Annotated in this window: 10 protein-coding genes; all 10 read left to right on the forward strand. The window is 62.0% G+C overall.

Going from position 1 to position 12,429, the window contains the following annotated elements:
• Positions 1-35 precede the first annotated feature (35 nt).
• The 10 genes from tssA (at position 36) to HX783_RS09355 (ending at position 12,417) form a co-directional block, all read left to right on the forward strand.
• On the forward strand, positions 36-1,055 hold the full coding sequence (gene tssA, locus HX783_RS09310; protein ID WP_177016710.1) for a type VI secretion system protein TssA: 1,020 nt from the start codon (positions 36-38) through the stop codon (positions 1,053-1,055).
• Between the two features lie 54 nt (positions 1,056-1,109).
• Positions 1,110-1,616, forward strand: coding sequence for a type VI secretion system contractile sheath small subunit (gene tssB, locus HX783_RS09315; protein ID WP_010207547.1), 507 nt, complete (start codon positions 1,110-1,112; stop codon positions 1,614-1,616).
• Positions 1,617-1,618: 2 nt separating this feature from the next.
• On the forward strand, positions 1,619-3,115 hold the full coding sequence (tssC, locus tag HX783_RS09320) for a type VI secretion system contractile sheath large subunit (protein WP_177016711.1): 1,497 nt from the start codon (positions 1,619-1,621) through the stop codon (positions 3,113-3,115).
• Between the two features lie 152 nt (positions 3,116-3,267).
• The gene (locus HX783_RS09325) at positions 3,268-3,756 is read left to right on the forward strand and encodes a type VI secretion system tube protein Hcp (protein ID WP_005792512.1); all 489 of its coding nucleotides are present in this window, start codon (positions 3,268-3,270) and stop codon (positions 3,754-3,756) included.
• A 93-nt stretch (positions 3,757-3,849) separates the two neighbouring features.
• On the forward strand, positions 3,850-4,365 hold the full coding sequence (gene tssE / locus HX783_RS09330) for a type VI secretion system baseplate subunit TssE (RefSeq protein WP_005792513.1): 516 nt from the start codon (positions 3,850-3,852) through the stop codon (positions 4,363-4,365).
• Positions 4,362-6,221, forward strand: a complete 1,860-nt coding sequence (gene tssF, locus HX783_RS09335; RefSeq protein ID WP_159961072.1) for a type VI secretion system baseplate subunit TssF — start codon at positions 4,362-4,364, stop codon at positions 6,219-6,221. The genes tssE and tssF overlap by 4 nt, the downstream gene beginning before the upstream one ends.
• A complete protein-coding gene (gene tssG / locus HX783_RS09340; RefSeq protein WP_159961074.1) occupies positions 6,185-7,228 on the forward strand; it encodes a type VI secretion system baseplate subunit TssG in 1,044 nt (347 codons plus the stop codon). Before tssF ends, tssG begins: the two co-directional genes overlap by 37 nt.
• Positions 7,221-9,878 (forward strand): type VI secretion system ATPase TssH, encoded by a 2,658-nt coding sequence (gene tssH / locus HX783_RS09345; RefSeq protein ID WP_177016712.1) that lies wholly within the window; start codon positions 7,221-7,223, stop codon positions 9,876-9,878. Before tssG ends, tssH begins: the two co-directional genes overlap by 8 nt.
• A 148-nt stretch (positions 9,879-10,026) precedes the next feature.
• Positions 10,027-11,967: a type VI secretion system Vgr family protein gene (locus tag HX783_RS09350; protein ID WP_177016713.1), complete on the forward strand. Its 1,941-nt coding sequence runs from the start codon at positions 10,027-10,029 to the stop codon at positions 11,965-11,967.
• A 15-nt stretch (positions 11,968-11,982) separates the two neighbouring features.
• Positions 11,983-12,417 (forward strand): DcrB-related protein, encoded by a 435-nt coding sequence (locus HX783_RS09355; RefSeq protein ID WP_159961080.1) that lies wholly within the window; start codon positions 11,983-11,985, stop codon positions 12,415-12,417.
• Positions 12,418-12,429 lie beyond the last annotated feature (12 nt).

The raw sequence follows: 12,429 nt of genomic DNA on the forward strand, positions 1-12,429 counted from the left end.
CGGTATCTAACGGGCGGATAGGGAGATCAAATCAAGTGGATGTGCCGTTGCTGCTCGCCGCCGTTTCCGCGACTTCGCCGTGTGGCGAAGATATGGAATATGACGCGCAATTTCTCCAATTGGAGCGTGACGCCAAAGGCCAACCCGAGCGCAGCATGGGCGACTCGATCTTGCCCGCTGAACCGCCGGAATGGCGCAGCATCCAGCAGCAGAGCCTCGACCTGTTGCAGCGCAGCAAAGACCTGCGCATCACCCATTTCCTGTTGCAAAGCTCCCTCGCCCTGCAAGGCGTGGCCGGGCTGGCCGAAGTTCTGACGCTGATCAACGCGCTGCTGCGCGAATACTGGGCCGACCTGCACCCGCGCCTGGATGCCGACGACGATAACGACCCTACCGTACGCATCAATGCCCTGTCCGGCCTGACCAGCGACGCGACCATTCGCCTGCTGCGCGAAAGTATTCTTACGCGCTCGCGCACGTTCGGGCCGGTGAGCCTGCGCGCCGCGCTGAACGCCAGCGGCTTGATGAGTTTCCCCGATGAACAGCTCGGCGCCCAGCAACTCAACGCCGCGTTCCTCGACAGCGACTCCGAACAACTGCAAGCCACCCGCGACGCCTTGAGCGCCGCGCGTGCCGCCTGCGAAGCCATCGAACAACAGGTCAGCGACCAGGTCGGCTCGGCCCAGGGCGTGGACCTCAGCCTGTTGAAGCAACCGCTCAAGCAGGCGCTGCAAGTCCTCAACCAATGCGTACCGAACAGCGATACCAGCAGCGAGCCCGAGGCCGTCAGTGACGACAATGCCCCCTCGGTTGAATACGCTGCTGCCCCTGCCGCACCACGCCCGACGGGCGACATCGCCAGTCGCGATGACGTGCTGCGCAGCCTCGACAAAATCCTTGCGTACTACACCCGGCACGAGCCTTCGAGCCCGCTGCCGGTGCTGTTGAACCGGGCGAAGAATCTGGTGCACGCCGACTTCGCGGCCATCGTGCGCAATCTGATTCCCGACGGCATGTCCCAATTTGAAAACCTGCGCGGCCCGGACGACGAGTAAGCCGCCGGACTGTGCAGTAACAACACCGTCGCTCAAGCGACCAGGAGCAGCAACGTGGCGAAGCAAAGTTCTCAGAAATTCATCGCGCGCAACCGTGCGCCTCGAGTGCAGATCGAGTACGACGTCGAGCTTTACGGCGCCGAGAAAAAGGTCCAGCTGCCCTTCGTAATGGGTGTGATGGCCGACCTCGCCGGTAAGCCTGCCGAGCCTCTGGCGCCCGTGGCCGACCGCAAGTTCCTTGAAGTGGACGTCGACAACTTCGACTCGCGCCTCAAGGCCATGCAGCCGCGCGTGGCCTTCCACGTACCGAACGAGCTGACCGGCGAAGGCAACCTGAGCCTGGACATCACCTTCGAAAGCATGGACGACTTCAGCCCGGCCGCCGTGGCCCGCAAGGTCGACTCGCTGAACCAGCTGCTCGAAGCCCGCACCCAGCTGGCCAACCTGCTGACCTACATGGACGGCAAGACCGGCGCTGAAGAAATCATCATGAAAGCGATCAAGGACCCGGCACTGCTGCAGGCCCTTGCGAGCGCGCCGAAGCCTGCTGGGGATCAATAATCATGACCGACAATACCGCCCGCGAAGGCGCACAGAACCTGGGTGCCACCCAAGAAGCCAGCGAGTTCGCGAACCTGCTGCTGCAAGAATTCAAACCCAAGACCGAGCGTGCCCGCGAAGCCGTGGAAACCGCCGTGCGCACCCTGGCCGAACAGGCTTTGGCACAGACGGATCTGGTCTCGAATGACGCGATCAAGTCGATTGAATCGATCATCGCCGCCATCGACGCCAAGCTCACCGCCCAGGTCAACCAGATCATCCATCACCAGGATTTCCAGCAGCTGGAAAGCGCCTGGCGTGGCCTGCACTACCTGGTCAACAACACCGAGAGCGATGAGCAGCTGAAGATTCGCGTGCTCAACATCTCCAAGCCGGACCTGCACAAGACCCTGAAGAAATTCAAGGGCACCGCGTGGGATCAGAGCCCGATCTTCAAGAAGATGTACGAAGAAGAATACGGCCAGTTCGGCGGCGAACCGTACGGCTGCCTGGTCGGCGATTACTACTTCGACCAGTCGCCACCCGACGTGGAGCTGCTGGGCGAGCTGTCGAAAGTCTGCGCCGCCATGCACTCCCCATTCATCGCTGCGGCCTCGCCGACCGTGATGGGCATGGGCTCGTGGCAGGAACTGTCGAACCCGCGCGACCTGACCAAGATCTTCACCACCCCGGAATACGCCGGCTGGCGTTCGCTGCGTGAATCGGAAGACTCGCGCTACATCGGCCTGACCATGCCGCGCTTCCTGGCGCGCCTGCCGTATGGCGCCAAGACCGACCCGGTGGAAGCCTTCGCCTTCGAAGAAAACACCGACGGTGCCGACAGCTCCAAGTACACCTGGGCCAACGCCGCGTACGCGATGGCGGTGAACATCAACCGTTCGTTCAAACACTACGGCTGGTGCTCGCGCATCCGTGGCGTGGAATCCGGCGGTGAAGTGGAAAACCTGCCTGCCCACACGTTCCCGACCGATGACGGCGGCGTGGACATGAAGTGCCCGACCGAAATCGCCATCAGCGACCGCCGTGAAGCGGAGCTGGCGAAAAACGGCTTCATGCCGCTGCTGCACAAGAAAAACACCGACTTCGCGGCCTTCATCGGCGCCCAGTCGTTGCAGAAACCGGCCGAATACGACGACCCGGACGCCACCGCCAACGCCAACCTGGCCGCACGCCTGCCGTACCTGTTCGCCACCTGCCGTTTCGCGCATTACTTGAAGTGCATCGTGCGCGACAAGATCGGTTCCTTCAAAGAGAAGGACGAGATGCAGCGCTGGTTGCAGGACTGGATCCTCAACTACGTCGACGGCGACCCGGCGCACTCCACCGAAACCACCAAGGCCCAGCACCCGTTGGCGGCTGCCGAAGTGATCGTGGAAGACGTCGAAGGCAACCCGGGTTACTACAACTCCAAGTTCTACCTGCGCCCGCACTATCAGCTCGAAGGGCTGACCGTGTCGCTGCGCCTGGTATCGAAGCTGCCTTCGGCGAAAAGCGCATAACACCGTAGCTCGTTCCCACGCTCCGCGTGGGATGCCGCCCGGGACGCTCCGCGTCCCAGTGACGCAGAGCGTCACAGGATGCGTTCCTTTGCTCCGCGTGGGAACGATCAGCGTTAATAAATTCTGTGGCTGAGTCCACACAGGGAGAAAACATGGCTGTTGATATTTTCATCAAGATCGGCGACATCAAGGGCGAGTCCATGGACAAGGCCCACAAGGACGAAATCGACGTGCTGAACTGGAGCTGGGGCATGGCTCAGTCCGGCAACATGCACGTTGGCGGTGGTGGCGGCGCGGGCAAGGTGAATATCCAGGACCTGTCGCTGACCAAGTACGTCGACAAAGCCTCGCCGAACCTGATGATGCACTGCGCCAGCGGCAAGCACATCGACAAGGTCAAGCTGACCGTGCGCAAGGCCGGTGGCGAAAGCCAGGTCGAGTACATGGTGATCAACCTGGAAGAAGTGCTGGTCACGTCCCTGAGCACCGGCGGCTCGGGCACTGATGATCGCCTGACCGAAAACGTCACCCTGAACTTTGCCCAAGTGATGGTCGACTACCAGCCGCAGAAAGCCGACGGCACCAAAGACGGCGGCGCGATCAAGTTTGGCTGGAACATCCGTTCCAACACCAAGCGCTGATAAACCCGGTGGCCGTGGCTCTCCGCCACGGCCCCAGGTATCGGCCCCTCGCAAAAACCGTCCCCCTCACAACCCGTCCGTGGAGCTGCTTTGGTGGTAACTGAAATCGCTTCCCGCGACCGTCTGCAACCGTCCCTGTTGGACCGGTTGACCGACGACGACCCAACCAACCCCAAGGAAAGCGCCGACAAACGCGTGCTGTCCCTGACCCAATTGAAAGCCTCGGTTCTGCGCGACCTGGCGTGGCTGCTCAACACCACGTCGTTGCTGGATGCCGATGCCACGCTGCACACCCCGGCCGGTACGTCGGTGGTCAATTACGGCCTGCCGGCACTGGCGGGCAACAGTGTTTCCAGTGTCGATATCAAGGCGCTGGAAGCGTTGATCTACCAGGCTATCGCCACCTTTGAGCCACGCATTTTGCGCCACACCTTGCGCGTCAAAGCCCGCGTCGGCCATGGCGAGATGAACCACAACGCGCTGAGTTTCGAGATCGAAGGCGACCTGTGGGCGCAGCCGGTGCCGTTGCGCCTGTTGCTGCAAACCGACCTCGACCTGGAATCCGGCCACGTTCGTGTGGTAAATGCCGACCAGCGGAGGCGCCCATGAACCCGCGCCTGCTGGAGCTGTACAACCAGGAACTGCACCACGTGCGCGAAAGCGCTGCCGAGTTCGCCAAGGAATACCCGAAGATCGCCAGTCGGCTGACCCTGTCCGGTATGGACTGCGCCGACCCGTACGTCGAACGCTTGCTCGAAGGTTTTGCCTACCTGACTGCCCGCGTGCAGCTCAAGCTCGACGCCGAGTACCCGACCTTCACCCACAACCTGCTGGAAATCGCCTACCCGCACTACCTGGCACCAACGCCGTCGATGACCGTGGTGCAACTGCAGACCGACCCCGACGAAGGCTCACTGGCCAGCGGTTTTGCGCTGCCGCGCGACACCGTGTTGCGCGCCGCCCTGGGCCGCGAAACCCAAACCTGCTGCGAGTACCGCACCGCGCACCCGGTGACGCTGTGGCCGTTGCAGGTCAGTGGCGCCGAGTACTTCGGCAACCCCGCCGCCGTGCTCGGGCGCCTGGCCGCCAGCGAGCCGAAAGCCAAGGCCGGTTTGCGCCTGACCTTGCGCACCGGCGCCGAATTGCCGTTCAACAGCCTCGACCTCGACAGCCTGCCGCTGTACCTCAGCGGCGCCGACGAGCAGCCGTTCCGTCTTTACGAACAATTGCTCGGCAATGCCTGCGCGGTGTTTGCACGCAAGCCCGGTGGCGATTGGGTCGAGCGCCTGCCGCAAGACGCGTTGCGCTCCCGTGGTTTTGACGACGCCGATGCCGCCATGCCGGTGGTGGCCCGTGCGTTTCAGGGCTATCGGCTGTTGCAGGAATACTTCGCCCTGCCCCACCGTTTCCTGTTCGTCGAATTCGCCGAACTGAGCCGCGCGGTCAAACGCTGCGACGGCCAGGAACTGGAGCTGATCGTGCTGTTCGACCGCCATGAGCCGAGCCTGGAAGGCAGTGTCGGCGCGGCGCAGTTCATGCCGTTCTGCACGCCGGCGATCAACCTGTTCCCCAAGCGCGTGGACCGTATCCACCTGTCGGACCGCGTCAACGAACACCATGTGATCGCCGACCGCACGCGGCCGATGGATTTCGAGATTCATTCGCTGAACGGCATCACCGGCCATGGCACCGGGCCGGAGCAGCCGTTCCTGCCGTTCTACGCAGTGCGTGATCCTTCGCGCTATGGCCGCGACCAGGCTTACTACACGCTGCGCCGCGAGCCGCGCGTGTTGTCCAGCGACCAGCGCCGCAACGGCCCGCGCTCTACGTATGTGGGCAGTGAAACCTTCGTCAGCCTGGTCGACAGCCAGCAAGCGCCGTACCGCCATGACCTGCGCCAACTCGGCGTGACCGCGCTGTGCACCAATCGCGATTTGCCGTTGTTTATGAGTGTGGGCAACGGCAAGACTGACTTCACCCTGGCCGACAGCGCGCCGGTGTTGTCGGTGCGCTGCGTCGCCGGGCCGAGCCGCCCGCGCGCCAGCCATGCGCATGATGCCAAGGCCTGGCGCCTGATCAGCCAGTTGTCGCTCAATTACCTGTCGCTGAGCGAACAGGGCCAGGGCGCCGGCGCCTTGCGTGAACTGCTGCGCCTGTACGGCGACAGCAACGACGCGGCGCTGCAATTGCAGATCGAAGGCCTGCGCGAAGTCAGCAGCAAAGCCGTAACCCGGCGTCTGCCGATGCCTGGCCCGATCGTGTTTGGCCGTGGTTTGGAAATTACCCTGGAATTCGATGAAAACGCGTTTCGTGGCACCGGCGTGTTTCTGCTCGGTGCGGTGCTGGAACGCTTCCTGGCACGTTACGTGTCGATCAACAGCTTTACCGAGACGGTGATCCGTACCACCGAACGCGGCGAGATCATGCGATGGAAAGCCAAGCCCGGGCGGCGTCCGACCCTGTGAACACACTGGATGCGATGCATCAGGAGCCCTGGGAATACGATTTCTTCCAGGCGTTGCGGCGTATCGAGTGCGAATCGCCGGAACTGCCGCGCCTGGGCCATTCCCTGCGCCTGGCGGATGACCCGCTGCGCCTGGGGCAACAGGCGGATTGCACCTTCGCGCCGGCGACCTTGGCTTCGGTCGACCCCGGCGGCGACGGCAAGCCCGCGCGCCTGGAGCAGTTTTTCTTCGGCCTCGGCGGCCCCAACGGCCCGTTGCCGCTGCACATCACCGAGTACGTGCGCGAGCGTCAGCGCAATAACGCCGACAGCACCAGCAAACAGTTTTTGGATGTGTTCCACCATCGGCTGCTTAGCCTGTTTTACCGGGCCTGGGCCGAGGCGCGGCCGACAGTCAGCCACGACCGCCCGGACGACGATTACTGGTCCGCACGCCTGGCGGCGCTGAGTGGCCGGGGCATGCCGAGCCTGCTCAATCAGGGGTTGATCCCCGACACGGCGAAGCTGCATTACAGCGGCCACCTGTCGGCGCAAACCCGCTACCCGGACGGCTTGAAGGCGATTCTCAGCGAGTACTTCGGCCTGCCGGTGGAGATCGAAGAATACGTCGGCCAATGGCTGGAGCTGCCCGAGCGCAGCCGCGTAAGCGTCAGCGCCAACAGGCTGGGCGTGGACTTTTGCCTGGGCAGCCATGTGTGGGACCGCCAGCATAAATTCCGCATCCGCCTCGGCCCGCTCACGCTCGATGACTACATGGGCATGCTACCCGGCAGCCAGCCGTTCAACGAGCTGGTGGCGTGGGTGGCCGAGTACCTGGGCCATGAATTGGACTGGGACCTGAACCTGGTTTTGCAACAACCCGAAGTACCGGCGCTGCAACTCAATGGCCAGTTCCGCCTGGGCTTCAACACCTGGCTCGGCCAACCTGCGCACGACGCCAACGACCTAATCCTGGCCCGGCATTACGCCGATCACGCCACCACCTCAAGGAATCCAGAGCATGGGTGAAATCAGTCGCGCCGCACTGTTCGGCAAACTCAACAGCGTGGCCTACAAGGCCATCGAAGCCGCCACCGTGTTCTGCAAACTGCGGGGCAACCCGTATGTGGAACTGGCCCACTGGTTTCACCAGTTGCTGCAACTGCAGGACTCGGACCTGCACCGCATCATCCGCCAGTTCAACGTCGAGCCCGCACGCCTGGCCCGTGACCTGACCGAAGCGCTGGACCGCCTGCCGCGCGGCTCGACCTCGATCACCGACCTGTCCTCCCATGTGGAAGAAGCCGTGGAACGCGGCTGGGTCTACGGCAGCCTGATGTTTGGCGAGAGCCAGGTGCGCACCGGTTATCTGGTGTTGGGCATTTTGAAGACCCCAAGCCTGCGTCATGCATTGCTGGGATTGTCGTCCGAGTTCGACAAAATCAAAGCTGAGGCCTTGAGCGAACGCTTTGATGAATACGTCGGTGATTCGCCCGAGAATGCCTTGAGTGCCAGCGATGGTTTCAACGCGGGCGCCGTTCCAGGCGAAGCCAGCGGGGCGATGGCGCCGAGCGCGATGGGCAAGCAGGAAGCGCTCAAGCGCTTTACGGTCGACCTGACCGAACAGGCGCGCAGCGGCAAGCTCGACCCCATCGTTGGCCGTGATGAAGAGATCCGCCAACTGGTGGATATCCTGATGCGTCGACGCCAGAACAACCCGATCCTCACCGGTGAAGCCGGTGTGGGCAAGACCGCTGTGGTCGAAGGTTTCGCCCTGCGCATCGTCGCCGGTGACGTGCCGCCTGCGCTCAAAGACGTGGAGCTGCGCAGCCTTGACGTGGGCCTGCTGCAAGCCGGCGCCAGCATGAAAGGCGAGTTCGAGCAACGTCTGCGCCAGGTCATTGAAGACGTGCAGGCCTCGCCCAAGCCGATCATCCTGTTTATCGACGAGGCCCACACGCTGGTGGGTGCCGGTGGCGCCGCCGGGACGGGGGATGCGGCCAACTTGCTCAAGCCGGCTCTGGCACGTGGCACCTTGCGCACCGTGGCCGCGACCACCTGGGCCGAGTATAAAAAGCACATCGAAAAAGACCCGGCCCTGACTCGCCGCTTCCAGGTGGTGCAAGTTGCCGAACCGTCGGAAGACAAAGCGCTGCTGATGATGCGCGGCGTGGCCTCGACCATGGAAAAACACCACCAGGTGCAGATCCTTGATGAAGCCCTGGAAGCCTCGGTGAAGCTGTCGCACCGCTACATTCCGGCGCGCCAGCTGCCGGATAAATCCGTGAGTTTGCTGGACACCGCCTGCGCCCGCGTCGCCATCAGCCTGCACGCGGTGCCAGCCGAAGTGGACGACAGCCGCCGGCGTATCGAAGCGCTGGAAACCGAGCTGCAAATCATCGCCCGCGAGCATGCCATCGGCATCGCGATTGGTGCCCGCCAAACCAACAGCGAAGCCTTGCTGACGGCCGAACGCGAGCGCCTGGCAACCTTGGAAAGCCGCTGGGCCGAAGAAAAAACCCTCGTCGACGAACTGTTGGCCACTCGCGCAACCTTGCGTGAAAAAGCAGGCGTGGTGGACAGCGGCAACGATGAGTTACGCGCACAGCTTGTGGACCTGCAACAACGCCTCACCACCCTGCAAGGCGAAACCCCACTGATTCTGCCGACCGTGGATTACCAGGCCGTGGCCTCGGTGGTCGCCGATTGGACCGGCATTCCGGTGGGCCGCATGGCGCGCAACGAACTGGAGACGGTGCTCAACCTCGACCAGCACCTGAAAAAACGCATCATCGGCCAGGACCACGCCCTGCAGATGATCGCCAAGCGTATCCAGACTTCGCGTGCAGGCCTCGACAACCCGAGCAAGCCGATTGGTGTGTTCATGCTCGCCGGCACCTCGGGTGTGGGCAAGACCGAAACCGCCCTGGCCCTGGCCGAAGCGATGTACGGCGGTGAGCAGAACGTGATCACCATCAACATGAGCGAGTTCCAGGAAGCCCATACCGTGTCGACGCTCAAGGGCGCACCACCGGGCTATATCGGCTACGGCGAAGGCGGTGTGCTGACCGAAGCGGTACGGCGCAAACCCTACAGCGTGGTGCTGCTGGACGAGGTGGAAAAAGCCCACCCGGACGTGCATGAAATCTTCTTCCAGGTGTTCGACAAGGGCGTGATGGAAGACGGCGAAGGCCGGGTGATCGACTTCAAGAACACGCTGATTCTGCTGACCACCAACGCCGGCACCGAGCTGATTTCCCAGGTCTGCAAAGACACGGCGAACATTCCCGAGCCGGAAGAAATCGCCAAGGCGTTGCGCCAGCCGCTGTTGGAGATTTTCCCACCGGCATTGCTTGGTCGCCTGGTGACGATTCCGTACTACCCGCTCAGCGATGAGATGCTCAAGGCGATCACGCGCCTGCAACTGAACCGCATCAAAAAACGCGTGGAGAATACCCACAAAGTCGCTTTCGACTACGACGATGCTGTGGTCGATTTAATCGTTTCGCGCTGCACCGAAACCGAAAGCGGCGGCCGCATGATCGACACCATCCTGACCAACAGCCTGCTGCCGGACATGAGCCGTGAATTCCTCACGCGCATGCTCGAAGGCAAGGCACTGGCGGGCGTGCGGATCAGCAGCCGGGATAATGAATTGCACTACGACTTCAGCGATTGAACTGACGGATCACAGTCAAAACTGTGGGAGCGGGCTTGCTCGCGAAGGCGGTAAATCAGTCACCGAATGCATCAACTGACACACCGCCTTCGCGAGCAAGCCCGCTCCCACATTTGGATTGAGTTCCTTCAGTTATTAGGGTTAACCGATGCTATTCAACCAAGCCTCACGCCTGGCCAAGATCACCAGCCCGCTCGGGCCGGATGTGCTGTTGCTCAATGAAATGGGCGGCGGCGAAGAGCTGGGCAGGCTGTTCAACTATGAGCTGCAACTGACCTCGCTGGACGCCAACATTGACCTCAACCAGTTGCTCGGCAAGCCCATGAGCGTCGGCCTGCAACTGGCGGACGGTGGCGAGCGGCACTTCCACGGTATCGTCGCCCGTTGCAGCCAGAACATCGACCAGGGCCAGTTCGCCAGTTATCAGGTGACGCTGCGCCCGTGGTTCTGGCTGCTCAGCCGCACCTCCGATTGCCGGATTTTCCAGAACCTGAGCATCCCGCAGATCATCAAGCAGGTGTTCCGCGACCTGGGCTTTTCCGACTTCGAAGATGCCCTGAGCCGCCCGTACCGCGAGTGGGAATACTGCGTGCAGTACCGCGAGACCAGCTTCGATTTCGTCAGCCGCTTGATGGAACAGGAAGGCATTTACTACTTCTTCCGCCATGAACAGGACCGCCATGTGCTGGTGCTGGCCGACGCCTATGGCGCCCACACCACGGTGCCGGGCTATGCGTCGATTCCGTACTACCCCAAGGACGAGCAGCAGCGCGAACGCGACCATATGCACAACTGGCACCTGGCGCACGAGGTACAGCCGGGCTCGCTGGAGCTCAATGACTACGACTTCCAACGCCCCAGTGCCAGCATCGATGTGCGTTCAGCCATGCCACGCCCGCACACCGCTGGCGACTACCCGCTGTACGACTACCCCGGCACCTACGTGCAAAGTGAAGACGGCGAACACTACGCGCGCACGCGCATCGAAGCCTTGCAAACCCTGCATGAGCAAATCGAGTTCAGCGGCAACGCCCGTGGCCTGGGCTCGGGTCATTTATTCAGCCTCACCGGCTTCAGTCGCCAGGACCAGAACCGCGAATACCTGATCGTCGGCTGCCGCTATTACATCACCCAGGAAAGCCTGGAGAGCGGCGGCGGTTCGGGTTCGGCGCAGTTTGAAAGCAGCCTGACCTGCATCGACGCCCAACAGAGCTTCCGCCCGCTGGCGAACACACACAGGCCCATCGTCAAAGGCCCGCAGACCGCATTGGTGGTCGGCCCCAAAGGCGAAGAAATCTGGACCGACCAGTACGGCCGCGTCAAGGTGCACTTCTACTGGGACCGCCACGACCAATCCAACGAAAACAGCTCGTGCTGGATTCGTGTGTCGCAATCCTGGGCCGGTAAAAATTGGGGCTCGATGCAGATACCACGCATCGGCCAGGAAGTGATTGTGAGCTTCCTTGAGGGTGACCCGGACCGGCCAATCATTACCGGCCGCGTCTACAACGCCGAGCAAACGGTGCCTTACGACCTGCCGGAAAACGCCACCCAGAGCGGCATGAAAAGCCGCTCGAGCAAGGGTGGCACGCCGGCGAACTTCAATGAAATCCGCATGGAGGACAAGAAGGGGTTGGAGCAGTTGTACATCCATGCCGAGAGGAATCAGGACATCGTGGTCGAGGTGGATGAAAGCCACTCGGTGGGGCATGACCGCAACAAGAGCATTGGGCACAACGAGACGGTGACGATTGGGAATAATCGCCTGCGCATCGTCAAGCAGGAGGACATTCTCTCGGTGGGCCTAAGGAAGACCGACAGCATCAGCCAGAGCTACGTGATTGAAGTGGGCGAGAACCTGCGGCTGGTCTGCGGCGAAAGCATTCTGGAGTTGAATGCCAGCGGGCAGATCAACCTCACGGGTGTGAACATCAGTTTCTATGCCAGCGGCGATGCCGAGTTTAATACCGGCGGCCTCCTGCACCTGAACAACGGCGGTGGCCCGGGCGCCACACCCGATGGTCAAGGCCAGAAAGCCAGCATCGACGCCAACATCAAAGCCGCGTTCCCCACGCCTAAAAGCTCCTGACGAGACCTGTTTGCCATGACGTACCGAATCAACGAATTTCAGTTCCAGCTGCCGGCCGCAGAGTTGCAGGACGCAACGATCAATATCCTCAAGTTCCCGGAACTGGGCACCTCCCTGATCATCAGCCGCAGCCTGCTCGCCGAAGGCGAAACCCTGCACAGCAACTTCGACGACCAGCTCAAGCGTCTGGAAAAACAGGTGCAGGACTTGCGTTGCCAACCGAGCGTTACCGTGCGCTTGGGCGCGGCTCAAGAGGTGGAAGGTATCGAGTTGCGCAGCCAGTTCAACAAGGGCAATGACAAGGTGTTCCAGTATCAGTTGGCGCTGGTGTTGCCGGGTACGCGCAAGATGCTCGCCTTGAGTTATGTAAAGGCCGAAAAACTCGGGGAAGCCGAGGCAGCGCACTGGGCGACGATTAAAAATTCGCTGTCGTTTGACGCTATTTCTTGATGAGCTGCCTGC

Origin of the sequence: Pseudomonas sp. D2002 (assembly GCF_013385735.1) — a bacterium.
GTDB lineage: Bacteria > Pseudomonadota > Gammaproteobacteria > Pseudomonadales > Pseudomonadaceae > Aquipseudomonas.